Here is a 24,878-nt window from a genome sequence, read left to right on the forward strand (position 1 = left end):
CGTCGTGGCCACGGCCGTGGACCCCACCCTCGACGCGTCTCCCAAGCGTGTGGTGGTGGCCTGCTTCGGGAACGTGCTGCGCGGTGACGACGGGTTCGGCAACGTCGTCGCCGATCGTCTGAGCGCTGAGCCGCTCCCCGACGGCGTCACCGTGATGGAGGTCGGGATCGGCGGCATCCATCTGGTGCAGGCGCTGATGGACGCCCTCGACGCGCTCGTCGTGGTCGACGCCGTCGACCTCGGGCGCCCGCCGGGCACCGTCCTGGTCATGCAACCCGACATCGTCGACGTCGGCGCGATGTCCCCCGACGAGCGGCGCGACAACCTCGCGGACATGCACTACGCGACTCCCGACCGGGCCCTGATGCTGGCCCGGGCACTGGAAATCCTCCCCGCCGAGGTCGTTCTCGTGGGATGCCAGGTCGCCGACCCCGAGATGCTCGGTGAGGGACTGACCCCGATCCTCGACGCCGCGGTCGAACCTGCCATCGCCGAGATCCGCCGGGTCGTCGGCGAATTCGGCATCCCCTGGTAACCAGCGACGGCTCACGGGGTAGGTGTTGGGCGCACTTACCTGGCCGTCGAGGCCGCCTCTAGGGTCCGCCGCTCATCGACACGTCTCGGTCCGTGGCCTGCCGGGCTCGGCGACCCGCCGCGTGTCAGGACATGGAGGTCTTTCCATGCGCCGTCCCGGGCTGTCCGGTCTGGTGGTGGCGGCCCTGATCGCGGTGGCGTGCGGCGGTCAGGACGGCGGCGGGGGCGCCACGCCCGGCGCCACCCCAGGCGGTAACGGCGAGCAACCCACCCCGGCTGCCCGGCAGGAGCTGGTGGTCGCCTACGGCGCTGACCAGTTCCAGCTCGAGCTGAACAAGAAGCGGCTGGGGATGTACCCGCTGAACGCCAACATCTGCGAGCCGCCGGTCCAACTCACCGAGGACTTCCAGGTGGCTCCGCTGTTGGCCACCGACTGGGAGTACGTCGGCGAGAACACCTACCGGTTCACCCTCCGCGAGGGCGTCACGTTCCACGACGGCAGCGAGCTGACCGCAGAGGATGCCGAGTACTCCATCGACCTGACGACCGAGGAGCCGGAGACCAACTACAGCTTCCTCGATGCGGGATCAGCCACCGCGACAGGCGACATGCAGCTCGAGATCACCCCGACCCAGCAGAACGTCCGGCTGATCGACCAGATGACGCACCCGACGTACTCGGTCATGCCGTCGGGCACCGACCCGACCGTCGAGCCGGTGTGCACCGGCCCGTTCCGCTTCGTGGAGTACGTCGAGAACGACCATCTGACAGTCGAGCGCAACGACGACTACTGGGGTGAGCCGGCGCAGCTGGAGCGCATCACGTTCCGGTTCATCCCTGACGCGGCGACCCGGGTGTTGGCGCTGCAGTCGCAGGAGGTGGACGCGATCGCTGACGTCGACCGTGCCCAGGTCTCGTCTCTCCGCCAGCAGTCCGGGGTGAAGGTCGTCACCGCCCCGCCGGGGCAGGTCATCGTGCTGTACATCGCTCAGCGCGGCTCAGACGGGAGCGAGAAGATCACCGCCGACCCGGCGGTGCGACGCGCGATCGCGCACGCCATCGACCGCGAGGGTCTGGTCAACGGCGTGTTGGACGGCAATGCCGAGGTCGTGTCGACCGTGAACCCGCCGTCCGTCCTCGGTGAGCGCGCCGACCGCATCGAGGGGGTCGCGCACGACCCTGAGCGCGCCAGGCGCGTGCTGGACGAGGCCGGGTGGACGCAGCCAGGCGGTGGCCAGGTGCGTTCCAAGGCCGGCCAGCCGCTGGCGCTGACGATGATCTACGACTCGTCACGGGTGTCGGCTGACGTCGCGCAGTACGTCCAGGCGCAGCTGGCGGAGGTCGGCATCCAGGCCGACATCGAGCAGCTGGACAAGGCTGCCTACCAGGAGCGGATCGACACCGGGCAGTACGACCTCGACATCGAAGCGCCCAACCAGAACGACTCCAACCCGGCGTTCCTGCTGGCGCTGCGGTGGTACTCCAAGTCGAAGGTCCGCAACGCCCAGTACGTCTCGATCGGCCCGGCCTACGACGCGTTGATCGACCAGGCGCTGAGCGAACCCGACCGCGAGGAGGTCAAGCGGATCGCGGCCGAAGCGATGCAGCTTCTGGTCGACGAGGAGGTCGGGACGGTCCCGCTGGCAGGTACCTTCCGCATCTACGCGGTCAGCGAGAAGGTGCAGGGCTTCGAGCCGCATCCGTCGGGCATCAACCAGAGCTGGGCCACGGTCTGGCTGTCGGAGTGAGGAGCGCAGCGGGGCGCCGATGATCGGGTACACGGCCCGCCGCGTCGCGTCCCTGGTCCCTGTGTGGCTCGGCATCACGCTGATCGCGTTCGCCCTGAACGCGATCACCCCGGGCGACCCTGCGCGCATCATCCTCGAACAGCGCAGCGCCGAAGCCCCGTCGCAGGCGGAGGTCGAGGCGCTACGCGAGGAGCTGGGACTGACCGACCCCCTGCCGGTGCGCTTCGCCCGCTACGTCGGCCACGCCGCGACCGGCGACCTGGGGACCTCGTACCGCACCGGGCAGCCCGTTCTCAGCGAGCTGGCGCGAAGGTTCGTGGTGACGCTGCAGGTCGCGGTGCCCGCGCTGGTGCTGGCCCTGGCGCTGTCGATCCCGCTCGGGGTGGTGGCCGCCTCCCGGCGCAACACGCCGGTCGATCACGTATCGCGGTTGGGGGCGCTGGTCGGCGCGTCGGTGCCCAGCTTCTGGCTGGCGTACCTGCTGATCCTGTGGCTGTCAGTGGGCCTGGGGTTGTTGCCCGTCGCCGGTCGCGGGAGCTGGCGTCACCTGATGCTGCCGTCGGTGACCCTGGCCCTGGGCGCAGCCGCCGGGATAGCCCGGTTGACACGGGCCAGCGTCCTGGAGGTCTTGAGCGAGGAGTACGTCCGCACAGCCCGGGCGATGGGCGTGCCACGCCGTGTCGTCCTGTTCCGTCACGCGCTGAAGAACGCGCTGATCCCGGTCGTGACGCTGGCCGGCCTGCGCTTCGGCTACCTGCTGGGGGGTGCGGTCATCGTCGAGACCGTCTTCGCGTGGCCGGGCCTCGGCAAGCACGTCGTCGACGCGATCCACGACCGCGACTACCCCACGGTTCAGGGTTTCGTGCTGTTCATCGGGACGGTGTTCGTCTTCGTCAACCTGGCGGTGGACGCGCTCTACGTGCGCTTGGACCCGCGCGTCCGGCTGGCCGACCGGGGGCCCGGTGTCGCCGCTTGAGGTCCAGACCGCCGGCGAGCAGCGCCTGGGCGGCGACCTGCCGTCCGAGCGTCACGCCGCGCAGCCACGCGTGCTGCCGCGGCTGGCGCGCGACCGGCTCGCGCTCACCGGGCTCGTCATCATCGGGGTGTTCGCTGTCGGGGCGGTCGCGGCCCCGCTGCTGGCCTCCCACGACCCCAACGTGGTCGACGCTGCCAGCCGGCTGTCCGGCCCCAGCGGTGCCCATCCGCTGGGCACCGATCACCTCGGCCGTGACTTACTCAGTCGGATGTTGTTCGGGTCGCGCTGGTCGCTGGGAACCGCTGCGCTGGCGACGTGCATGGTGATGACGATCGGGGTGGGGATCGGGACGCTGGCGGGGTACTACGGCGGCGCCGTCGGCAGCATCGTCATGCGTGTGGTCGACGTGCTGCTGGCCTTCCCCAGCTTGATCCTCGCTCTGGCCGTTGTGGGGACCCTCGGCCCGGGGATCCGGAACGTCATCATCGGCCTGGTGGTGATCTGGTGGGTCGACTACGCCCGCATCGTGCGGGGCATGGTCCTGGCGCTGCGTGAGCGGGAGTTCGTCGTCGCAGCCCGAGCGCTGGGCGCCACCGACCGTCACCTGGTGGTCCGCCACCTCCTGCCCAACGTGGTCCCGCCGGTTGCGGTCCTGGCCAGCCTCGAGATGGGCACGCTCATCCTGGCGATCTCGGGGTTGAGTTTCCTCGGCCTCGGGGTGCAGCCACCCACGCCGGAATGGGGCGCCATGCTCAACGAGGGGCGCCCGTTCCTGCAGAGCGCCCCCCTGTTGATGGTCTACCCCGGGCTGGCGATCTCCCTGGTCGTGCTCGGCTTCAACCTGCTCGGTGACGGCCTACGCGATGTCCTGGACACCCGGCTGGAGACCTGAGCGTGCATCCGGCGGGTGGCGACGAGCAAGCGGGACACCCGGTGGTGTCCGCACCCGGCGGTGACGAGCGACGGACCGCCGGGTCGGCGGCTGACCGCTGGCGGCGGCTCGTCGAGGCGCGACTGGAGGAGATGGGTCGCCTGCGGCCCGCCGGAGGCGACGTCGGGCCCGCGTTCTGGGACCGCCGCGCCGCTCGGTACGCCGACCGTGTGGCGGGCAGCGCCGAGCGTGATCCGTTCCTGCGGCGGGTGCGTCGCCGCTGCGGGCGTCGCACCACCGTGGTCGACGTGGGCGCCGGAACGGGGCGGTTCGCGTTGGAGCTGGCGCCGGTGGTGGCGCGCGTGGTCGCGGTCGACCAGAGCCCCCGCATGCTCCAGCTGCTGCGCGGCGAGGCCGACCGCCGCGGGCTGTCGAACGTCGAGACCTGCCACGGCCGCTGGGAGGAGGTCGCGGGGATCGTCGGCGATGTGGTGGTGTGCTCCTACGTGCTGCCGGTCGTCGCCGACGTGGCAGCGTTCATCGACAAGCTGGACGCGGCGGCCCGCCGGCGCGTCTTCGTCTACCTCAGCGCCGCCAGCCCCGACCTGGTGCACGACCACCTGTGGCGTCATTTCCACGGCCGGCCCCGCGCCCCCGCCCCGACCTGGCTCGACGCGGTCGCGATCCTCCGCGAGCTCGGGATCGACCCGCACGTCGAGGTGGTCGAGGTCCCGGTCGGGCGGCGGTACACCAGCGTCGCGGAGGCGGTCGACGACCACCACGAGCAGCTGCTGCTGAACGACACGCCCACGTTGCGCCGGGAACTGCAGCGGGTGCTGTCGGCGTGGCTGGTCCGCGACGGTGACCGGCTGCGCCCGCCGCTGAAGACCCTGCCGGGAGCGGTCATCAGCTGGGAATCGGGTCAGGCCAAGCAACGCCCCGTCGACGTCTGAGGGGTCGATCCGGACGCCTCGAGGACCATCTCGCGTACCGGCACGGAGGTCAGCGCGTACCCCACCTGAGGATCACGCAGCGACCGGGAGAACGCCACCCCGATCACCCGGCCATCGGATGTGAGCAGCGGCCCGCCCGACCCGCCCTCGGGCATGTGCGCCAGCAGCTGGTACACGTCACGCCGCACCCGGCCGCTGCCGTACAGGTCGCGGCCCACGGCGGTGAAGCGCCTGAGCACCGCAGCCGGCTCGGAGCGGAACGTCCCGAGCGGGAAGCCCAGGACCGCCCCGGTCGCGCCCCGCTCGGCCGGCTCCGCCTCCAGCTCCAGCGGAACGGTGGCCAGCCCGTCGACGTGCAGCACGGCGATGTCGAGGTCGGCGTCGAACGCCACCGTCACCGCCGCGTCGCGACCGTCGATGCCCTCGATGACGACCTCGCTGGCGCCCGTGACGACGTGGGCGTTGGTGACCACCAGCTCCGGGCCGGCCACGAAGCCCGACCCCTGCTGCTCGACCGGACAGCCCCGGCCGAACACCTTCACCGTGGCTCGCCGTCCCGCGTCGGTGGCGGCGGCGACCTCCGCGTCCGACGGGAGATCGACCGGCTCTGCTGGTTCGGGCTCCAGCCCGGTGAACAGCGACGGAGCGCCGGGCACGTCGAAGGTCCGCCCCAGCTGGGCGAACACCGCCGGGGCCGGCGGCAACACGCCGTCGACCACGTTCAGCACGGCCGAGCCGTGGATCTGGCCGGTGATCACCGCCGCGGGCGCCGCCGCCAACGCCGACGTGAACACCCACATGATCACCAGGAGGGCGAGCGCGGCGACGCCGCCGCCGACGGCACGGTCGGCGGGACCCGCCCCCGCCTCTCGCAGCTGGCCGCGCAGGTGCAGGGCAACGTGGACGCCGACCACCGCCAGGGCCGTCGCGACGCCGAACACCAGCAACAGGGTCACCAGGAGCTGGCCCACGTACCCGCGGAACAAGGGGGTGACGGCCGGTGCGATGATCGCCCCGGCTCCCATGCCGCTCAGGAACCCGGTGAAGAACCCGACTTGCACGGCCGCGCCCGCCAGCGCGCCTTGGAACGCTGCCGAGGCCAGCGCGATGATGATGATGACGTCGAGCAGGTTCACCGACGGGGCGGATCAGGCTTGCGGCTCGGCCACCGGGGGGGCCGCCATGTCGGCCAGCGGGTGCACCTCGTAGCGGGCGAAGTTGTAGACGGGGGACTGGGCCAGCAGCCGCTCGAGCTCCTCGTTGGAGTCCACGTCGTAGATCCATGCCCCGCCGTGTGAGCCGACGATGTGGTAGCGGGCCACCACCTTGCCCTGCTGCTGCAGCGGTTCGGCGTAGTCGGGCATGCGCAACACCGCCCTGATCACCTCCGTCGAGAGCCGGGCGATCTCGATGCGCCACATCACCAGGAACTTCATCCCCACCCTTCGACGTCGACCGCACGAACCTAACCCGTTGGTGGGCCGCGGGACCAGTGCGGTGTGGGATGTCGGCCCAGTGGCCCGTACCGTGTCGCCAAGGAGGAGCCATGCAGCCATCACGTCACGTGTCCCCACCGGCCGGTCCGGTCCTGTTCGCGCGGTACGCCTACCCGCCCAACCAGCTCGGCTACTGCGGTCCGGAGGACCATGGCGCACTCCTCGACTACGGCGCCGCGCAGGTCAGCGACCCGGGGCTGGTGCAGCTGGCACGGGCGTTCACGGGTCCGTGGCCGTACCTGCGGCTGATCGCCGGGGCGGCGGGCATCGACGATCCGTTCGACCGGCGGGTCGTGGAGGCGTACTGGATCGGCAACGGCCTCCTCGACCGCGTCGCCGCCACGGACTTCGGGAAGGCGGTGTGGGAGCGTTTCCGGCGGGTCGCGGGCCGACGCTGGGATCACCTCGCCGAGGCGATCCCGGCCGGGGCGGTCGCTCACCACTCGTTCCACGTCTTCGGCGTCTACCCGTGGGTCGGGTTGTTGGAGTCCGGCCGCTCCGACCATCCGCTGCACCAGCTGGACCGCTGCCGCATCCGTTGGGGACGGGTCGTGACCAGCCTCGGTGACCAGGTCCTCGTCCGGGCCCGGCTGCTCCAGTGGGACGGGTCCGAGCTGTCGCTGGGCGAACCGGAACCGGAGACCGTCGCACGCGCGGTCGACGGGCTGGGATTCGTCGAGGATCTGCAGCCGGGCGACTGGGTATCGATGCACTGGGACTGGGTCTGCGACCGGCTCGACCAGCGTCAGCTCACCAACCTGCGCCGCTACACCACGCGGCAGCTGGAGATCACCAACCGGCGGGTCGCGCACAGCGGACCGGGCATGGTGATGGCCGGTGGACGCTGAGCCACGCACGGTGTCGGGCAGTGGGACACGCGTCCTGCGCTGGGTCGTCGCCGTCATCGCGGTGTTCGCGGTGGCCTGCGCCACCGAGCCGGCCGGCAGCCCGGCCACACCGGGACCGGCGACCGGCCCTGCCGAGCCGTCCGGCACCATCCGGCTGTACACGTCGGTGACCGAGGACACCGTGGCGGCCGTCGTCGACGCCTGGCGCTCGACCCACGGCGACGCGGAGATCGAGGTTCTCCGCGCCCCGACCGGCGAGCTCGCCGGGCGGATCGCGGCGGAACAACGTCAGGGAGGGATCCGCGCGGACGTTCTGTGGCTGACCGATCCGCTGTCGATGCAGCAGTACGCCTCTCAGGGGCTGCTGCGGTCGTGGACACCGGGCGAGCTCGGTGCGGTCCCCGAGCGGTTCAGACAGGAGACCTTCTTCGGGACCCGGATCCTCAACATGGTCCTGGTGCACCAGCCCGATCTGGACCTGGCCCCGGCGGCGTGGCGGGACCTGGCCGAGCGTGACCTCCCACAGCCGGTCGCGATCCCCGATCCGGGCTTCGCGGGGTCGGCGTTCGGGGCGCTCGGGTACTTCGCACTCGCCGAGGACTTCGGCTTCGACTTCTACCGGGCGTTGAAGGAGCGCGGTGCGGTGCAGGTCCAGGCTCCCGGCGACGTCGTCACCGGCGTGGCCGAGGGCCGGTACTCCGCGGGGATGAGCCTGGACAAGACCGCCTTCACCGCGGTCGAGAAGGGCTCGCCGGTCGAGGTGGTCTTCCCCGAGCCCGGAGCCATCGCGATGTACAGCCCGATCGCGGTGGTGGCCGCCACCACCAACGCCGCCGCTGCGGAATCGTTCGCGAACTTCACGCTCACCCGCGACGCCCAGCAGGCGATCGCCGGCACCGGCTGGCAGCCGGTCCGCGACGACGTCGCCTGGGACCGTGGCGGCCCGACGGTCACCCCCGACTGGCAGGAGGCGTTCGACCGTCAGGATCAACTGCTGGAGCAGTACCGGACCATCTTCGGTGGGTGACGTCGCACGCCGGCTGGGGTGGGGCCCGGCCGGGGTGATCGTGGCGGCGGTTCTGCTCGCGCTGATCAGCGTCGTGCCGGTCGTCGAGTTGGTCGCGACCGCCGTGGGGCAGGGTTCCTCCGCGCTCCGCGCGACCTTCGCCCGTCCCGGGTCGGGGCGGGCCGCGTTCAACACCGTGTGGACGGCCGTGGCGGTCACGCCCCTGGCGGTCGCCGGTGGGATGGCGGCAGCGCTGGTCACCGAGCGCACCGCCGCTCCGGGCCGACGGGCGCTCAGGGTGGGGGTCCTGCTGACGTTCCTGGTGCCGCCCTTCGTCTCGGCCGAGAGCTGGGCGCGGGCCTACGGCCCGTCGGGTCTCATCGACGACCTGCTCGGTGTCGCCCTACCGGGGCTGATCGGCCCCGTCGGGGTGGTCGCCGTGATCGCCGTGCACGCGTTACCGCTGGCGTACCTGGTGGTGGCCGGGGCGCTGACCTCACGCGCCGAACCGGACCTGGAGCGCGCCGCCCGCGTCGCCGGAGCGTCGCGGTTGGTGACGTTCCGCACGGTCACGCTCCCGCTGCTGCGCCCCGCCCTGGTCGCGGCCGCGGCACTGGTCTTCGTCACGGCGGTCAACGCCTTCGGGATCCCCGCCGTCCTGGGCCTGCCGGCCGGGTTCGTCACGCTCACCACCCGCATCTACCGCGACCTGGCGTTCGCCGCCGACCCGGCAGCGTTCACCCGGGTCGTGGTGCTGTCCACGACCCTGGCGGTGCTCGCGTTGGCGACGGTCGGCACAGCCGACGCGGCGACCGGCGTCCGCGGCCCGGTGACCCGCACCGGCGCCCCGGCGGGCGGTGCGGGCCCCACCACGCGCCGCCCCCGGGGAGCGGCGGTCGCGCTCGGCGCGTTCCTGGCGGTCACCGCCGTTGTGCCGCTGGGCGCCCTGGTCCTCACGGCGGTCACGCGGGGTGCCGGGCTCGCGCCGGTTCCGGGGAACTGGACGCTGGCGAACTTCTCCCAGGCCCTGTCGGTCACGGCGGTGAGAGCGCTGCGCAACAGCATGGTGCTGGCGGTGGCGACCGCCACCGCGGCGGTGCTGCTGGGTGGGCTGCTCGCGTCACTGCACCGTCGCCGTGCTGGCCGGGCGTTGGGGACCGCGGCGATCCTGACGTTCGCCGTGCCCGGCTCCGCGCTCGCCGTCGCGGTGCTGTTGGCCTACGGCCGCTGGCTGCGCGACACCCTCCTGCTGATCCTCGTGGCCTACGTGGCCAAGCTGTGGGCGCTGGGTCACCGCACGATCGCCGGCGCGGTGGAGGGCCTTCCCCCTGACCTGCCCCGCGCCGCCCGCGCCAGCGGGGCGGGACCGCTGACCAGCCTGCGCACGGTCACCGCACCGCTGTTGCGACCGGCGCTTGCCGGGGCGTGGCTGCTGGTCTTCGTCACTGCCGTGCACGAGCTGACCATGTCGGCGTTGCTGTACGGACCCGGGAGCGAGACGCTGGCGGTGGTGGTGTTGAACACCCTGCAGCTCGGTGACGTGACGGTGACCTCGGCGCTGGCGGTGCTCCTGACCGCGCTGGTGCTGGTCGGGTCCGCGCCACTGTTCGTGCTGCTGCGGCCCCGGACGTGAGCGGGGCGGCACCGGATCAAGCCGCGGCACTCGAGTGCCGCGGTGTGGTGGTGTCCTACGGCGACACCCGGGTCCTGGACGAACTCGACCTCACGGTCGGCCGAGGCGAGGCGATCGCGCTGCTCGGACCGTCCGGCTCGGGCAAGACCACCCTGCTGTACGCGGTCGCAGGGTTCGTCGCCCCGACCGCGGGGAGCCTGCGTATCGCTGGTGAAGAGGTCGCCGGACCCGGTCGGCACCGACCGCCCGAACGCCGCCGCGTCGGGGTGGTGTTCCAGCACTACGCCTTGTGGCCGCACCTGACCGCTCTGGAGACCGTCGCCTACCCGCTGCGGCGCCGCGGGGTCGCCCCCGCCGACGCCGAGCGGCAGGCCCGCGCACTCCTCGACCGCCTGGCGATCGCGGCGCTGGCCGACCGCCACCCCGCCGAGCTGTCCGGTGGACAGCAGCAGCGCGTCGGGCTGGCACGGGCGCTGGCCTGCGATGCGGGGCTGTACCTGTTCGACGAGCCGACGGCACACCTCGACACGCCGCTGCGGGCAGCCTTGCAGGAGGAGGTGGCCGAACGCCGCCAGGAGGCCGAAGCGGCGGCGCTGTACGCCACCCACGACGCGGCGGAGGCGCTGGCGGTCGCCGACCGGGTGGCGCTGTTGCGCGACGGGCGGCTGGTGCAGATCGGCACGCCGCAGCAGGTGTACGAGCAGCCGGTCGACCTGTGGGCCGCGGAGCTCACCGGCCCGGCGGCGGTCCTGCAGGTCGACACGGTCGGCCGCGACGATGCAGCGCGCGTCCGCCTCGGTGACGTCGAGGTCGACGTCGCCGTCGACGGGGCCACCGACGGGGTCACCGACGGGGCGCTCCGCGCGTTGGTCCGACCCGAGTGGACCACGCTGGGCGGGCCACTGCCCGGGGTGGTCCGCCGGGCGTGGTACCGCGGCGCCTACACCGACTACCGCGTGGAGACCGCCGCCGGGGACGTCACGGTGAGGCTGCCTGGCCCGCCGGTGGCACGCGCCGGCGAGCGGGTGGGCTGGCGCCTCGACCGTGTGTGGGTCCTGCGCTCGAGCGTGCGGTAGCCCGGTCGGCGCCTGTCGGCGGCTGGCCTCACGCGCCGCTGACCGCGTGGTTGCCACCGGCCAGCGTCTCGGCGAGGCCGGCCAGGGCCCGCACGGCCGGGGCGTGCGGGTCGAGGTCGATCGGTGCCACACCCTCACGGTCGGCGGTGATGATCACCGGGTCGTCGGGGACCACGACCAGCTGGTGGCGGCCACCGAAGGCATCGCGGATCCGGGCGAGGTCCTCGTCGTCTCGGACCCGGTTCGCGACCACCACCACGGTCCCCAGCTGCTTGTCGCCTGCCAGGTCCGCGGCGCGGGTGCCCACCTCGATCGATTTGGGGTTGGGCTCGACGACGACCAGGACCGTGTCGACGTACCCGGCGCTCATCCGGCTGAGCGTTCCGATGCCGGCCTCGAAGTCAGCGACGACCGTGCGGCCGTTGGCCTCGACCTGGCCGAGCAACTGCTCGGCGTTCAGGCCGCATCAGGGGCAGCCGGAGACCGGGTTGTCGATGCGGTGCACCACCGTGAGCCGGACGCCATCCGGGGCGTCGGAGCCGAACCGGGCCAGCATCTCGTCGGGTTCGGTGGCGTGCGCCTCGGTGCCCTGATCCACGGCCTGACGCAGCGACACCAGCCGCTCGGTCTCGTCCTCGCCGACACCCAGGGACAGTCCGAGGTTGGCGTTGGCGTCGCAGTCCAGTGCCACGACCGGTCGGCCGCCACGGGCCAGAGTGCGCGCCACGATCGCGGACGTGGTCGTCTTGCCCGAGCCGCCCTTGCCGACGACGGCGATCTTCACGTGGGTCCCTCCTGGGTCCGCAGCCGCTCCACCAACGACCTTACCGCCGCCACCGCGGGGCAGTCCGGGACGTCCTCGACCGGGGCGCGGCCGTGCTGCTCGGCGCCGAGGAGGGCTTCGTCCCACGGCACCGCGGCGATGACCTCCAGCTCGGTGCGCTGGGTGATCCGCTCAGCGTCGGCGTCGCCGCGGACCTTGTTGGCGACCGCCACGACCCGCGGGGCGTCCTCGCCGCGCCCCAGGCGCGCCAGGCGCCGCGCTGACAGCAACGACTTGGCGGTGGGCTCCACCACGACCAGCACCGTGCGGGCGAACCCACCCCACCCGAAGAACGGCTGGCGGGTGCCGCCGGGCAGGTCCCCGATCAGGTGCCAGTCACCGTCGCTGAGGCGCTCAGCGATCTCGCGGAACGCGAACTGCGAGCGGACCAGGGTGCTGGAGTGGCCGCGGAGCTTGCCCAGCTGCAACAGCCGCACGCCGTCGGGGCCGGTCGCGGCGTACCGCTCCACCGCCTCGGCGGGGGACAGGTCGCCGCGCAGGACGTAGCGGGGCCCGCCTTCCGGACCTTCCACCACCGCCTCATCGGGGATGCCCGCCTCCGCGACGTCCATCCCCAGCGACAGTGCCAGGCCCGGCATGGGATCCGAATCCAGGACCAGCACCGGATCGCCCCGGCGGGCCAGCAAACGCGCGAACGTCCCGGCGATGGCCGACTTGCCCGACCCGCCCTTCCCGACGAACGCGATCCGCATGGCGGGCACGGTACCTGTCGTGGCGACTGCCACACCGTTCGCCGGCGCGCGCACCCGGTCGGTAACTGCCATGATGCGCGGTGATGTACACGACCTGGCGTGCACTTGGCCCCAGAGGCAGCGATCCCTCCGCCCGCGTCTCGCGCGAACTTGCCGGGCGCGTGTGGCGGCTGGCCCGGCCCTACGGCGGCCACCTGGCGGGCCTGCTGGCGACGATCGCGCTCACCGCGGTCCTCGGCGCGGTGCCACCGCTGCTGTACCGCGCCATCATCGATGACGCCATCGGCGACCAGCGGCTGGGGTTGCTCACCGTCCTGGCGGTGGCGGTGCTGATGGTCGCGGCGGCGGCGGCCACGAGCCAGATCGCGACCCGCTGGTTCTCCTCGCACCTGGGCGAGCGGGTGATCTTCGACCTGCGCGTGACGCTGTTCGAGCACGTCCAGCGCATGCCGTTCGCGTTCTTCACGCGCACGCAGACCGGCGCGCTGATCAGCCGCCTGACCAGCGACCTGGTCGGCGGCCACCGGGCGTTCACCGAGACGATCAGCTCGGTTGGCCAGACGGTCCTCGGCGTGGCGGTCACCGTGGTCGCCATGCTGCTGCTCGACGTCCGGTTGACGCTGATGGCGTTGGCGATCGCCCCGCTGTTCGTGGTCGTGACCCGCCGGATGCGCGGCCAGCTGCACCGGCTCCTCGGCGAGAAGCTCGAGGCGGAGGCCGCCATGGCGACCGACATGACCGAGCGCTTCCAGGTGGGCGGGGCGCTCCTGGTCAAGCTTCTCGGGCGACCCCACCGCGAGGTCGCCGGGTTCGCCGGTCGCGCCCGCCGGGTCCGTGATCTCGGCGTCGAGACGGCGGTGTACAGCCGCATGTTCCACGTCGGGTTTGCGCTGGTCGCCGCCGTGGGCACCGGCCTGGTCTACTGGGTCGGTGGTCGAGCGGTGATCGCAGGGTCCCTGTCGCTGGGCACGATCGTGGCGTTCAGCGCCTACCTCACGCAGCTGTACACCCCGCTGACGATGCTGGCCAACGCCCGCGTGGACCTGGCCACGGCGTTGGTGTCGTTCCAGCGGGTGTTCGAGGTGCTCGACTTCCCGGCGGCGATCGTCGAGCGGCCCGGCGCTGTCGCGCTGCCCCAACCGCGTGGCCACGTCGAGTTCGACCGGGTGTGGTTCCGCTATCCGGCCGCTGCGGAGGTGACGCTGCCGTCCCTGGCGGGGGCCCACATCGAGAGCGACGGCGACCGCCGGTGGGTCTTGTGTGACGTGTCGTTCACGATCGATCCCGGCCACACGGTCGCGCTGGTCGGACCGTCGGGTGTGGGAAAGACCACCACCGCGATGCTCCTGGCCCGCCTCTACGACGTCACCGACGGGGTGGTGCGCATCGACGGCCACGACGTCCGCGAAGTGACCCGCGACAGCCTCGCCGCGGCCGTGGGTGTGGTGGCCCAGGATCCGCACCTGTTCCACGACACCGTCCGCAGCAACCTGCTGTACGCCAAGCCCGACGCCACGGAGCAGGAGCTGATCGATGCGGCGCGCGCAGCGCAGATCCACGATCAGGTGGCCGCGCTGCCCGACGGGTACGACACCGTGGTCGGTCAGCGGGGGTACCGCTTCTCCGGAGGCGAGAAACAGCGCCTGGCGATCGCCCGCCTGTTGCTGCAGGACCCGGCGGTGGTCATCCTCGACGAAGCGACGGCTCACCTCGATTCCGAGTCGGAACGGCTGGTGCAGCGCGCGCTCGCGGAGGCGCTGGCTGGCCGTTCCAGCCTGGTGATCGCCCACCGGTTGTCGACGGTGGTCGCTGCGGACGTCCTCCTGGTCCTGCAAGCCGGTCACATCGCCGAGCGCGGCACCCACCAGGAGCTCATGGCTGCCGGCGGTGTGTACGCGGAGCTGTACAGGAGCCAGTTCCGAGCAGGTTCGCTTGGGCGCCCGGCCACGGGCGGGGCCAACCACGCCCCGCTGGTGACCAGCCACTCGACCGTGGAGGACAGATGATGCCCGAGATCCTGACGCCGTTGCGTGTTGGCATCGCTGCGGCCGTGGTGCTGGCCCTGGCCGTGGGCGCGTGGGCTGCGGGACTGACCACGACCGGCCGGACGGTGGCCGGCCCCCGTCAAGCGCCTCTTGCCGCCCCGACCGCCACGCCCACCCCTCAGACCACCGGCGAGGACTTCGCGGCGATCTGGCGCGAGATCAGCTCCTTCGAAGCGTTCCTGTACTCCCAGCCCAGCCCCGAACTGGTCGACGAGATCTACACCGAGGACTGCTTCTGCAACGCGGTACTCCGCGACCGGCTGGAGGAGATGCGCGCGCGTGATCGCCGGTACGTCTGGGACGGCGACGAGGTGATCGACGTCGAGGTCCGCGACCAGCCCGCTCCCGACCAGGTCGTGCTCGCGGTGACGCTCCGCCTGGGGGCCCGCCAGCTCGTCGAGAACGACGCGGTGATCGACGAGCGCCCCGCCGGACCGCCGTTCGTCCGGGTCGTGCGGCTACAGCGTGGTCCGGACGAGCGTTGGCGCATGGCGCGGCTGCTGGGCGTCGAACCCGGCCCGGGCGCGTCGCCGTAACCGCGCCAGCGACCCGGGCGATCCGACGCTTAGCGCAGGGTCTCGTGGATCAGCTCGGCGACGCGGCGACCGACGCCCGGTACCTCGGTCAGCTCGTCGACGCTGGCGTCGCGGATAGCCTCCACCGACCCGAAGTGCTCGATCAGCGCCTTCTGCTTGGCGTGGCCGACGCCGCTGACCTGCCGCAGCTTCTCGTCCAGCGGCCCGCCGTTGCCGCCACGGACCCCTGCCGTGTCGGCGCGTTGACGCCCACGGGGCTGCTGGCGGCTGGGCGCTTCCTCGGCTGCTGGCTCGGTCCCACCGCCGGCCGTCGAGGGGGCCTCGCGAGCAGGGCTCCGCCGGTCACCCGACGACGGCGTTCCCTGCCACCCGGTCGACGGCCTGTTCCGCGCCTCGTCGGCGCGGAGTTGGTCGCTGGCTCGCTGCAGGTCGTCGCCGACCCGGGAGCTCACGTCCGGTCCCCGCCCGCTCCGACCCTGTCGGCCAGGGGCGGACCAGGTCTCGCCCGACTCGCGCTGGGACTGCTGGCTCGGCGTCCGGCCGCCCATCCCCGGCGGGCCCTGCCACCCTGTGGACGGCCGGTACCCCCGTTCTGCGTGGGCCTGTTCAGTGGCGCGCCGGATCTCGTTCTGGGCCTCGCGTTCAAGGTCCTCACGCGACTGGCCGCCACCGAGAATTCGCTTGAAGAAGTCGAACATACGCACACCTCCTACGAGGAGGGTAGCGCTCGGTCGGTGTGAGGCCCCACCGCTTTTCACCGGCCAAGGCGCGGGTCCAGAAGATCGTTGAGTTCGTCACCGAGCAGGTTGATCCCGACGATCGTGATCACGATCGCCACACCCGGGAAGAGCGCCATCCACCAGGCAGTGCGCAGAAACCGCTGTGCGTCACTTGCCAGCGAACCGAGGCTGACGACCTGCGGATCACCGAGCCCAACAAAACCGAGGCCCGCTTCGATCAGGATGGCGCTGGACGCCACCACCGACAGCATCACGACGGTGGGCGGCAGCGCGTTGGGGAGCACGTGGCGGAGCACGATCCGTCGGTGTGAACCCCCCAGCGACCGGGCGGCGTCGACGAACTCGCGTTCGCGCAGCGTGTAGGTCTCCGCGCGGACGATCCGTGCGGTCCACGTCCACGACGTCAGACCCAGCAGCAGGATCAGGTGGTCCATCCCCGGGCCCCACAGCGCGATCACCACCACGGCGAGGAAGAAGCGGGGCACCACCTGCACCAACTCGGTGACGCGCATCAGCGCATCGTCGACGAGCCCGCCGACGTACCCGGTCACCCCGCCCACCGTCACCCCGACCACGCCGGCGACCAGCGCGACCGCGATCGCGACGAGGAGTGAGGTGCGCAGGCCGTGCACCACGGCCGTGAACAGGTCCCGACCGAGGTCGTCGGTGCCCAGCAGGTGCGCGGCGGAAGGCGGTTGCAGGGCCGGGGCGACCGACGCGAACGGATCCCCCGGGGCGAGCCAGCCGGCGGCGGCGGCCACGACGACGACCGTGGCGGTCAGGCCCGCACCGACCGCCCCGCCAGGGCTGCGAACCAGCCGTCGCAGGCGCACAGGACCGAGCGCGACCACCGTCGCGGGTCCGTCGGTCACGGTCGCGTCACTGGTAGCGGATCCTCGGGTCCAGCCAGCCGTAGAGCAGGTCGGTCACGAGGTTGACCACCACCACCCCGAGCGACACGACCAGGAAGATCCCCAGCAGCACCGGGTAATCACGGGTCTGGGCGGAGCCCAACAGCAGGCGGCCCAGACCCGGCCACGCGAACACGATCTCGACCAGGACGGCCCCCGCGAAGAACATCCCGACCCGTCCTCCCAGCACGGTGATCAGCGGCAGCAGCGCCGTCCGCAGGGCGTGGCGCGTCACGCGGCGCTCGGACAGTCCCCTGGCGCGGGCGGCGCGGATGTACTCGCCACGGCCCGCCTCGATCAGGCCTGTCCGGGCCAACCGGGTGGTGAGCGCGACCTCGGATGCGGCCAGCACCAGGGCGGGCAACGCCAAGTGATGCACGACGTCGAGGAGGCTCCCGATGCCCGTCAGCGACCGGCGGGCGTCGGTCATCCCCTGGATGGGGAACAGGTCGGCGCCGAACGCAAGCGAGATCAGTGCCAGTTGAGCGAGCCAGAACGACGGGGTCGCGTACCCGCAGATCGCGCCGACCCGCAGCGTGACGTCGGCCGGACGGCCCGGCCGTCGCCCAGCCACCGTCCCCATCGCCACCCCGACCATGCTGGACACAATCAGCGCGGTCGCGGACAGCAGTATGGTTGCCGGGAGCCGCTCGGCCACGATCGATGCTGCCGGCCGCCCCGTCGTGAAGGAGGTGCCCAGGTCCCCGCGGGCCACGTTGCCCAGGTACGTCACCAGCTGCACCGGCAAAGGTCGATCGAGACCGAACTTGGCCCGCATCTCGGCGTAGTACGCCGTGTCGCCGTACTGCCCGGCCAGCGCCAGGATCGGATCGCCGGGCGCCAGGTGGATCAGGACGAACGTCATGACGACGATCGCCGCCACGGTCACCGGTACCTGCCCCAGTCGCCGCAGCAGGTACCGCGGGTCCATCCTGGTCTACTCCCGACAGAACGCCGCCTTGGCGAAGTGTCCCGTCCACGGCCGGAAACCACCACAGTCGGCGCGCCACGCGCGGGTGGATCTGCTGTCCACCAACCACATGTACGGCACGTCCTGGACCACGATCTCCTGGATCTGGCGGTACAGGTCCGACCGTTCGTCACGGTCGATCGCACGCACCGCCTCCTCGAAGAGGCGGTCGACCTCGGCGTTGCGGTACTGGGCGGCGTTGGTGAACGGGACGTCGCCGATCTGTGACGAGTCGTACATCCGCCGCACGCCGATCTCGGGGTCGGGGCCGTTGCAGTAGGAGATCACGTTCGTGTCGAAGTCGTCCTGCGCGAACACGGTGTCGGCGAACACCGGCGGCTCCAGCGGCCGCAACTGCACGTCGATCCCGACCGCCCCCAGCTGCTCTCGAACCAGCTCGCCGTACCTGGCGAAGGTCGGGAAGGCCAGGAAGTCGATGCGCAACGGCGTGCCGTCCTCGATGCCGTTGATCCCTTGAGCCACGCGGGGACCGCCGTCCTGCTGGCGCCACCCGACCTCGTCGAGGAGTCGGGCGGCCTCGTCGCGGTCGAACTCGGGGATGTCGACCCCGTCCGCGTGCGCCCACGGGATGCCGCGCGAGATCGGGGCCTCGGCGACGTGGCCCTGTCCGAACTCGATCTGGTCGAGGAAGCGTTGGCGGTCCAGCGCGTGAGCGATGGCCCGTCGGACGCGCACGTCGCCGAGGACGGGGCGGTCGAGGTTGAAGCTCATCGTCATGATGCAGTTCGATCCGCCCGGGTTCGACGCGGTCTGCGCCGTGTCGATGTCGGGGCTGTTACGGACCCTTTCGAGGTCGGGGCCGGGCACGTTCCAGATCCAGTCGACCTCTCCGCGCTCCAGCGCCAGCAGTTCGGTGGCCCGCTCGGGGATGACCCGCATCACGACCGCGTCGAGGAACGGCAGGTCGCGCTCGAAGTAGTCGTCGTTGCGCTCCAGGCGGATCTCCGACCCTTCTGTGTAGGACCCGAAGCGGAACGGTCCGGTGCCCACCGGGTCGGTGTTGGCCGGGTTCTCCTGGGGGTCGGTCCCGGCGTAGATGTGCTCGGCGACGATCGGAGCCTCGGTCACGTCGAGCTGGAGGAGCAGCGGGGCGTAGGGCTGGGTGAACCGGAACTCCACGGTGTGGTCGTCGGGCGTCTCGATGGTGTCCAGCACCCCCGACAGCGACGCTCTCGTCCGGGCGTGGAAGTTCAGCAGAACCTCCTCGAACGAGAACTTGACGTCCGCAGAGGTGAACGGTTCGCCGTCGTGCCAGGTGACGTCGTCGCGGAGGTGGAAGCGGTACAGCGCCCCGTTGTCCTCGACGTCCCAGTCGGTCGCCAGCTCCGGGCGCGGTTCGCCCTCCTCGTCCAGGGCCAGGAGGCCGTTGTAGAGCAGCTCGGAGGCGGTGTGGGTCGCCCCGCTGGTCGTGATCGCCGGGTTGAGGTGGCCGGGGTCGGACGAGATCCCCACCACCAGCGTCCCGCCCCGGACCGGTTCGGCGGTCGCGGTCGTCCCCGGGCCGGTGGGTCCCGCGCCCGGGGGCGGGCGCCGCTGTTGACCCTGGTCACAGGCCACGAGGCCCAACGCGGCGCAGACAGCGATCGTGACGAGCTTGCGCACCGGCGCCCTCCCGGCTGGATCGGGGCGGGACGTTAGAACCAGCGCGACCAGCCGGTAAGTGCGCAACGCATATAGTGCGGCGACGCGGGCCGCGACGCGCGCACCCCCCGACCACGTCGCCGGTGTCGGGACGTGACGAGGGCCGCTACCCGTGCGGCAGCGGCCCTCCAAGGATCTCCAGCCGTTCGATCAGCTGGCACCGAGCTCGTCGAGCCGGGTCTCGATCGCCTCGCGCAGCCGGTGCAGCTCGGCGACCTCCTCGTCCTTCGACTCCGGTGGGGAACAGCACGCGCAGCCGCACGCGCAGCCCTCAGCCGCGTCGGTCACGTTGGTGGTGACCCCGCACCCGCAGGTGCAGGTCGCTTCGGTCTGGGTCGTCATGGATTCACCTCCCTCGGAAGTTTCTGGATCTGGAGCAGGGACGATCCGCACGGCCAGCAGCCGTCACCGGCCACGGCCCCCTCGTCGAGCATGGTGTGGATCTCGTCGCGGAGGCGGCTCAGCGACTCCAGCTGCTCCTCGATCTCGGCCAACCGGTCGGTGAGCAGCTCGCGGGCATGACCGCACGGGCACAGCCCCCGGTCACGGGCCCGCACCAGCGCCGCGATCTCCTCGAGGTGCAGTCCGAAGCTCTGAGCGCGCTTGACGAAGCGCAGCCGCTCGACGTCGTGCTCGCCGAACAGCCGGTAGCCGCTGTCGCTGCGGCGTGACTCCGGCAGCAACCCGATGCGTTCGTAGTAGCGCACCGTGTCGGCCGTCGTTCCAGCGCGGGCCGCGAAGTCCGAGATCGTCATGTGGTCGGTCACGGGAACGAGTGTAAACCTTGAAGTTGACTCCAATGCTAGCGCGCGCGACTTCCCCTTCGTCGATCGACGTCGATGTGGGAAGCCGGGATGTGAGAAGCCGGGATGTGAGAAGCCGGGATGTGAGAAGCCGGCCGGTCCTCCGCCGCGCGACGCCGCCGGACGGGATGGCTCCCGCTCGGCGAGGGCTCGCGCCGCGGCTTGGAGGACCGGCCGGCGGTCGTCGGGCGATCGGATGCCGACCAGCCGCGCTGATCCCCGATGGTCAGCGCGATGGCCGCCCCGAGCGCACCCGTCAACGCCCGACTGACTCCATACCATGCACGTTCTGCCCGACACGTGCAATAGGTGTGTTGTGCACCTATGTGCGGATCGACTGCACCCGCCGGCGCGTCGATGTTGCGTCGCGGTGACGACGACCCGCGCCCGTGCGACCCGGGTGCAACATCCGCTAGCTGCGTTCGACAGATACCCGGGCGGCACTATCATCAGAGTCGGGCCGTGCGGGAGCGCACGGCCGTCGCAGCCGAGGGGGACGTGCATGTGCCTCGGGATCCCCGGGCAGATCGTCGAGATCGCCGACGCCGAGCAGCAGCGCGCCATCGTGGACGTCGACGGGGTACGGCGGGAGATCTCCGTCGCACTGCTCGGCGTCGGCGGTGACAACGGCGAAGACGCGATCGTGATCGGTGACATCACCGGGGAGGACGCCGTCTTCGTCGGCGACTGGGTCCTGATCCACGTCGGCTTCGCCATGTCCAGGATCGACGAGGCGGAGGCCAACGAGACGTTGCGGGCGCTGAAGGCGCTCGGTGACGCCTACGAGCAGGAGATCTCTGACTTCAGCGCTGACGGCGAGATCGATCCCTTCGCTGTGGATCTCCCCGGACCGTTGGAGACCGATCCGGTATGACCGTCCAGCAGCCGGTCCGCAGCGAGTTCGGTGAGCTCGCGGCCGACCTCGCTGCCGCCTCGCTCGCCATGGCGCGTGCCTTCGCGGCGGGCGCGACGATGTGGTGCTGCTCACCGACCTGGCCGCACCACGCCCGGCACGTCGCGGTGGAGTTCGTTCACCCCGTCATCGTGGGCAAGCGCGCGCTACCGGCCCTGATGGTCCCCGCCCACGACGACCTGGTCGGTGCGCTGCGGGTCTCGACGCGCCCGGGCGACCTCGTCCTGGCCGTCAGCAGCGCACACGACCCGGCGGTCCGCGAAGCGATGCGGCGCGCGGACGCGTGGGGCGCCACCACGGTGTGGATCGGGACCGGGAAACGACCTCCCAGCGGGTCCGCTGACCACGTCCTGTGGTTGCACGCCGACGACGTCCTCGCACCCTACGACGGCCGGTTCATCCTGCTGTACCACCTGCTGTGGGAACTCACCCACGTCTGCTTCGAGCACCCCGGCCTGCTCACGACCGACGACGAGGTCTGCACCGATGACGTCTGCATCACCTGCTCCGACGAGGGACGTCTGGCCGAGATCGTGAGCGTCCGCGCCGGTGGGGAAGCGCTCGCCCGCACCGCGCAGGGCTGGGAGAAGATCGACACGACGCTCGTCGGTGACGTCGACGAGCACGATCTGGTCCTGGTGCACGCCGGTTCGGCGCTGTCACGGATCGATCTCGAGGACAGCCGGTGAGCCAACAAGGTGCGGATTTCCTCTACCCGATGATCGACGGCGACGAGCGCGACGCCGGATCGCTCCTCGACGACCTCGCACGCTCGGCGGAGGCCAAGGCCGCCCAGAGCGCTGCCCTGTCGGCCGCCACGCTCCAGGCCTGCGACGCCCAGCTCGACCAGATCGCCGACGCGATGGCCGAGCGGTTCGCCGGTGGAGGGCGCCTGTTCACGTTCGGGAACGGCGGGAGCGCCACGGACGCGGCAGGGGTCGCTGCGCTGTTCACCCACCCGCCCGGCGGACGGTCACTGGCGGGGCGGTCGCTGGCCAGCGACGAGTCGGTGCTCACCGCTCTGGCCAACGACATCGGTTTCGACTGGGTGTTCTCGCGTCAGCTGATCGCCCACGCCCGCCCCGGCGACATCGCGATGGGGTTCTCCACCAGCGGGAACTCCGACAACGTGATCAAGGCGTTCGAGGAGGCCCGTCGGCGCGACGTGCTCACGGTTGGCTTCGCCGGCTACGACGGCGGGGCGATGGGCGCCTGTGCTGACCTGCAGCACTGCGTGATCGTCCGCTCCGACAGCGTCCACCGTATCCAGGAGGCGCAGTCAGCCACCGCGTACCAGCTGTGGAACCGCGTCCAGACCAGGCTCGATGGGGAGGCTGCCGCGTGAAGTTCGTCGACGAGTTCCGAGACCCGGCCGCGGCCCGCACCCTGGTGCGGGAGATCCGCGACCTGGCGGCCCCCGACCGCCACTACAAGTTCATGGAGGTCTGTGGCGGGCACACCCACACGATCTACCGCCACGGCATCGAGCAACTGCTCCCCGACAACGTCGAGCTGGTCCACGGCCCCGGCTGTCCCGTCTGTGTGATCCCGATGGGTCGCATCGACGACGCCATCCACGTCGCCCGGACCCCCGGGGTGATCTTCACCTCGTTCGGGGACATGATGCGGGTGCCCGGCGGGAGCGGGAGCCTGCTGGAGGCCAAGGCGCAGGGCGCCGACGTCCGTATGGTCTACTCGCCGCTGGACGCGTTGAAGGTCGCGTCGGACAACCCCGACCGGGACGTGGTCTTCTTCGCGGTGGGGTTCGAGACCACCGCGCCGTCCACGGCGGTGACCCTGCTCAAGGCCAAGGCGGCCGGGATCCGCAACTTCAGCGTGTTCTGCAACCACGTCACGATCGTCCCCCCGATCCGCGCCATCCTCGAGTCGCCGGACCTGCGCCTCGACGGGTTCATCGGTCCCGGGCACGTCTCCACCGTCATCGGCAACCGGCCGTACCGCTTCGTTACGCGCGACTACGGCAAGCCGCTGGTCACCGCCGGGTTCGAACCGCTGGATGTGCTGCAGTCGGTCTACATGCTGCTGGTGCAGCTGGCCGAGGGCCGCTGCGAGATCGAGAACCAGTACACCCGCGTGGTGCACGACGAGGGCAACCCCCGTGCCCTGCAGATCCTGGCGCAGGTGTTCGAGCTGCGGCCGCACTTCGAGTGGCGCGGCATGGGGTTCATCTCCCAGAGCGCGCTGAAGCTCAACGACGCGTTCGCCGACTGGGACTCCGAGCTGCGCTTCGACGTCCCCGGCGTCCGCGTAGCCGATCCCAAGTCGTGCCAGTGCGGGGAGGTCCTCAAGGGCGTCATCAAGCCGTGGGAGTGCAAGGTCTTCGGGACGTCGTGCACCCCCGAGACGCCGATCGGGACCTGCATGGTGTCGTCGGAGGGCGCCTGCGCGGCCTACTACAACTTCGGCCGGCTGCACGACGTGGTCGCCACGAGCGACGACGTCACCAGCCTGCCGGTGGCCTAGAACAGCCGCGCGACGGCAAGCACCGACGAGGACTGGCCCATGAGCCGCACCGAGGCGTACGACCCCCGCGAGGAGGAGGTCCTCGCCCGCATCGAGCGTTTCCGCCGCAAGCGTCCCCGGCTGAAGGAGGACGCGGTCAATCTCGCTCACGGGGCGGGGGGCAAGGCTTCCGCGGCGCTGGTCGACGCGGTGTTCGTCGAGGCGTTCAGCAACGAGCTGCTGGAGCCGCTTGGGGACGGCGCCGTCCTCGAGCTGCCGTCGGGTGACCGGCTCGCGATGAGCACCGACTCGTTCGTGGTCAACCCGTGGCGGTTCCCCGGCGCCACGATCGGGTCCCTGGCGGTGCACGGCACGGTCAACGACCTGGCCTGCATGGGTGCGCAACCGACGTGGATGTCGGTCGCGTTCGTCTTGGAGGAGGGCCTGGCGGTCGACGACCTCCGCGACATCGTCGAGGACATGGCCGAGGCCGCGGCCCGCGCCGGGGTCACGATCGTGACCGGTGACACCAAGGTCGTGAACAAGGGCGCCGCGGACGGGCTGTACGTGAACACCACCGGGGTGGGTGTCATCCCCAAGGGGCGTCGCCTGGCCGCCGACCTGGTCCGGCCGGGGGACAAGGTGTTCGTCACGGGGAACATCGGCGACCATGGCATGGCGGTGATGGTCGCCCGCGGCGACCTCAACCTCGACGCCGACATCCGCTCGGACACCGCAGCGCTGAACGGTCTCACCGAGACGCTGCTGGACGCCGCACCCCACACGCGGTGGCTGCGTGACCCCACCCGCGGCGGGGTGGGCACCGTCGTGAACGAGCTGGTCAAGGCGACCGATCTGTCGGTGGTCCTGGCCGAACATGCGCTCCCCATCGACCGGACCGTGCTGGGAGCATGCGACATCCTGGGGATCGACCCGCTGTACGTGGCCAACGAAGGCAAGCTGGTCGCGATCGTCCCCCCCGACGAGGCTCGCGCCGCGCTCGACGCGCTCCGAGCCCACGAGCTGGGCAAGGACGCCGCGGTGATCGGTGAGGTCCGCGCCGAACCCGCCGGCACGGTGCTGTTGCAGACCTCGTTCGGCGGCAGCCGCATCGTCGACATGCTCGTCGGGGATCCGCTGCCGCGGATCTGCTGACTC

At 71.4% G+C, this 24,878-nt stretch carries 27 protein-coding genes; 16 read left to right on the top strand and 11 right to left on the bottom strand.

Features of this window, described 5'->3' with window-relative positions; translation table 11 throughout:
* Positions 1–4 precede the first annotated feature (4 nt).
* From KY462_00725 to KY462_00745, 5 genes are all read left to right on the top strand, one after another.
* Entirely contained in the window at positions 5–535 is a 531-nt protein-coding gene (locus KY462_00725; GenBank protein ID MBW3576268.1) for a hydrogenase maturation protease, read from the top strand.
* A gap of 145 nt (positions 536–680) precedes the next feature.
* The gene (locus tag KY462_00730) at positions 681–2,282 is read left to right on the top strand and encodes a hypothetical protein (GenBank protein ID MBW3576269.1); all 1,602 of its coding nucleotides are present in this window, start codon (positions 681–683) and stop codon (positions 2,280–2,282) included.
* Positions 2,283–2,301: 19 nt separating this feature from the next.
* Positions 2,302–3,258: an ABC transporter permease gene (locus tag KY462_00735; protein MBW3576270.1), complete on the top strand. Its 957-nt coding sequence runs from the start codon at positions 2,302–2,304 to the stop codon at positions 3,256–3,258.
* Entirely contained in the window at positions 3,245–4,150 is a 906-nt protein-coding gene (locus KY462_00740; protein MBW3576271.1) for an ABC transporter permease subunit, read from the top strand. Before KY462_00735 ends, KY462_00740 begins: the two co-directional genes overlap by 14 nt.
* A gap of 2 nt (positions 4,151–4,152) precedes the next feature.
* The gene (locus KY462_00745) at positions 4,153–5,082 is read left to right on the top strand and encodes a class I SAM-dependent methyltransferase (protein ID MBW3576272.1); all 930 of its coding nucleotides are present in this window, start codon (positions 4,153–4,155) and stop codon (positions 5,080–5,082) included.
* Here the strand turns inward: KY462_00745 and KY462_00750 are convergent.
* Positions 5,052–6,218 (bottom strand): MarP family serine protease, encoded by a 1,167-nt coding sequence (locus KY462_00750; GenBank protein ID MBW3576273.1) that lies wholly within the window; start codon positions 6,216–6,218, stop codon positions 5,052–5,054. The two genes, KY462_00745 and KY462_00750, sit on opposite strands and share 31 nt — an antisense overlap.
* A 12-nt stretch (positions 6,219–6,230) precedes the next feature.
* Entirely contained in the window at positions 6,231–6,518 is a 288-nt protein-coding gene (locus tag KY462_00755; GenBank protein ID MBW3576274.1) for a muconolactone Delta-isomerase family protein, read from the bottom strand.
* Between the two features lie 110 nt (positions 6,519–6,628).
* On the opposite strand from KY462_00755, the gene KY462_00760 reads away from it, so the two are divergent.
* The 4 genes from KY462_00760 to KY462_00775 are packed head-to-tail and all read left to right on the top strand — an operon-like array spanning position 6,629 to position 11,141.
* On the top strand, positions 6,629–7,426 hold the full coding sequence (locus KY462_00760; protein ID MBW3576275.1) for a hypothetical protein: 798 nt from the start codon (positions 6,629–6,631) through the stop codon (positions 7,424–7,426).
* Entirely contained in the window at positions 7,416–8,453 is a 1,038-nt protein-coding gene (locus tag KY462_00765; protein MBW3576276.1) for an extracellular solute-binding protein, read from the top strand. Before KY462_00760 ends, KY462_00765 begins: the two co-directional genes overlap by 11 nt.
* On the top strand, positions 8,446–10,065 hold the full coding sequence (locus KY462_00770; GenBank protein ID MBW3576277.1) for an iron ABC transporter permease: 1,620 nt from the start codon (positions 8,446–8,448) through the stop codon (positions 10,063–10,065). The genes KY462_00765 and KY462_00770 overlap by 8 nt, the downstream gene beginning before the upstream one ends.
* Complete coding sequence (locus tag KY462_00775; protein ID MBW3576278.1) at positions 10,062–11,141, top strand: ABC transporter ATP-binding protein; 1,080 nt, start codon at positions 10,062–10,064, stop codon at positions 11,139–11,141. The genes KY462_00770 and KY462_00775 overlap by 4 nt, the downstream gene beginning before the upstream one ends.
* 28 nt (positions 11,142–11,169) lie before the next feature.
* Here the strand turns inward: KY462_00775 and KY462_00780 are convergent, their stop codons facing one another.
* Genes KY462_00780 through KY462_00790 form a run of 3 tightly spaced genes read right to left on the bottom strand, consistent with a single transcriptional unit; the run spans position 11,170 to position 12,686 of the window.
* A complete protein-coding gene (locus tag KY462_00780; GenBank protein ID MBW3576279.1) occupies positions 11,170–11,586 on the bottom strand; it encodes a hypothetical protein in 417 nt (138 codons plus the stop codon).
* 21 nt (positions 11,587–11,607) lie between these two features.
* Positions 11,608–11,925 carry an AAA family ATPase gene (locus KY462_00785; GenBank protein MBW3576280.1) on the bottom strand — a complete coding sequence of 106 codons (318 nt, stop codon included), beginning with the start codon at positions 11,923–11,925 and terminating at the stop codon, positions 11,608–11,610.
* Positions 11,922–12,686, bottom strand: a complete 765-nt coding sequence (locus KY462_00790) for a hypothetical protein (protein MBW3576281.1) — start codon at positions 12,684–12,686, stop codon at positions 11,922–11,924. Before KY462_00790 ends, KY462_00785 begins: the two co-directional genes overlap by 4 nt.
* A gap of 74 nt (positions 12,687–12,760) precedes the next feature.
* On the opposite strand from KY462_00790, the gene KY462_00795 reads away from it, so the two are divergent.
* Together KY462_00795 and KY462_00800 are read left to right on the top strand one after the other, a co-directional pair.
* On the top strand, positions 12,761–14,683 hold the full coding sequence (locus tag KY462_00795) for an ABC transporter ATP-binding protein/permease (GenBank protein ID MBW3576282.1): 1,923 nt from the start codon (positions 12,761–12,763) through the stop codon (positions 14,681–14,683).
* Positions 14,683–15,258: a hypothetical protein gene (locus KY462_00800; protein ID MBW3576283.1), complete on the top strand. Its 576-nt coding sequence runs from the start codon at positions 14,683–14,685 to the stop codon at positions 15,256–15,258. The genes KY462_00795 and KY462_00800 overlap by 1 nt, the downstream gene beginning before the upstream one ends.
* A gap of 29 nt (positions 15,259–15,287) precedes the next feature.
* Here KY462_00800 and KY462_00805 read toward each other — a convergent pair whose 3' ends face one another.
* The 6 genes from KY462_00805 to KY462_00830 form a co-directional block, all read right to left on the bottom strand.
* Entirely contained in the window at positions 15,288–15,710 is a 423-nt protein-coding gene (locus tag KY462_00805; GenBank protein ID MBW3576284.1) for a hypothetical protein, read from the bottom strand.
* Positions 15,711–16,012: 302 nt separating this feature from the next.
* Complete coding sequence (locus KY462_00810) at positions 16,013–16,849, bottom strand: ABC transporter permease (protein MBW3576285.1); 837 nt, start codon at positions 16,847–16,849, stop codon at positions 16,013–16,015.
* Positions 16,850–16,877: 28 nt separating this feature from the next.
* Positions 16,878–17,840, bottom strand: coding sequence for an ABC transporter permease (locus KY462_00815; GenBank protein ID MBW3576286.1), 963 nt, complete (start codon positions 17,838–17,840; stop codon positions 16,878–16,880).
* Between the two features lie 6 nt (positions 17,841–17,846).
* Positions 17,847–19,502 carry an ABC transporter substrate-binding protein gene (locus tag KY462_00820; protein MBW3576287.1) on the bottom strand — a complete coding sequence of 552 codons (1,656 nt, stop codon included), beginning with the start codon at positions 19,500–19,502 and terminating at the stop codon, positions 17,847–17,849.
* A 189-nt stretch (positions 19,503–19,691) separates the two neighbouring features.
* The gene (locus tag KY462_00825) at positions 19,692–19,883 is read right to left on the bottom strand and encodes a hypothetical protein (protein MBW3576288.1); all 192 of its coding nucleotides are present in this window, start codon (positions 19,881–19,883) and stop codon (positions 19,692–19,694) included.
* Entirely contained in the window at positions 19,880–20,308 is a 429-nt protein-coding gene (locus KY462_00830) for a heavy metal-responsive transcriptional regulator (GenBank protein ID MBW3576289.1), read from the bottom strand. Before KY462_00830 ends, KY462_00825 begins: the two co-directional genes overlap by 4 nt.
* Positions 20,309–20,846: 538 nt before the next feature.
* Here KY462_00830 and KY462_00835 point away from each other — a divergent pair.
* Genes KY462_00835 through hypE form a run of 5 tightly spaced genes read left to right on the top strand, consistent with a single transcriptional unit; the run spans position 20,847 to position 24,875 of the window.
* On the top strand, positions 20,847–21,218 hold the full coding sequence (locus KY462_00835) for a HypC/HybG/HupF family hydrogenase formation chaperone (protein MBW3576290.1): 372 nt from the start codon (positions 20,847–20,849) through the stop codon (positions 21,216–21,218).
* Complete coding sequence (locus tag KY462_00840; protein ID MBW3576291.1) at positions 21,215–21,946, top strand: hydrogenase assembly protein HupF; 732 nt, start codon at positions 21,215–21,217, stop codon at positions 21,944–21,946. The genes KY462_00835 and KY462_00840 overlap by 4 nt, the downstream gene beginning before the upstream one ends.
* Before the next feature lie 29 nt (positions 21,947–21,975).
* Entirely contained in the window at positions 21,976–22,602 is a 627-nt protein-coding gene (locus KY462_00845) for an SIS domain-containing protein (GenBank protein MBW3576292.1), read from the top strand.
* On the top strand, positions 22,599–23,741 hold the full coding sequence (gene hypD / locus KY462_00850; GenBank protein MBW3576293.1) for a hydrogenase formation protein HypD: 1,143 nt from the start codon (positions 22,599–22,601) through the stop codon (positions 23,739–23,741). The genes KY462_00845 and hypD overlap by 4 nt, the downstream gene beginning before the upstream one ends.
* Positions 23,742–23,780: 39 nt before the next feature.
* The gene (gene hypE / locus KY462_00855; protein MBW3576294.1) at positions 23,781–24,875 is read left to right on the top strand and encodes a hydrogenase expression/formation protein HypE; all 1,095 of its coding nucleotides are present in this window, start codon (positions 23,781–23,783) and stop codon (positions 24,873–24,875) included.
* The last annotated feature ends 3 nt before the right edge of the window (positions 24,876–24,878 follow it).

It is taken from the genome of Actinomycetota bacterium (assembly GCA_019347675.1).
Lineage (GTDB): Bacteria > Actinomycetota > Nitriliruptoria > Nitriliruptorales > JAHWKO01 > JAHWKW01.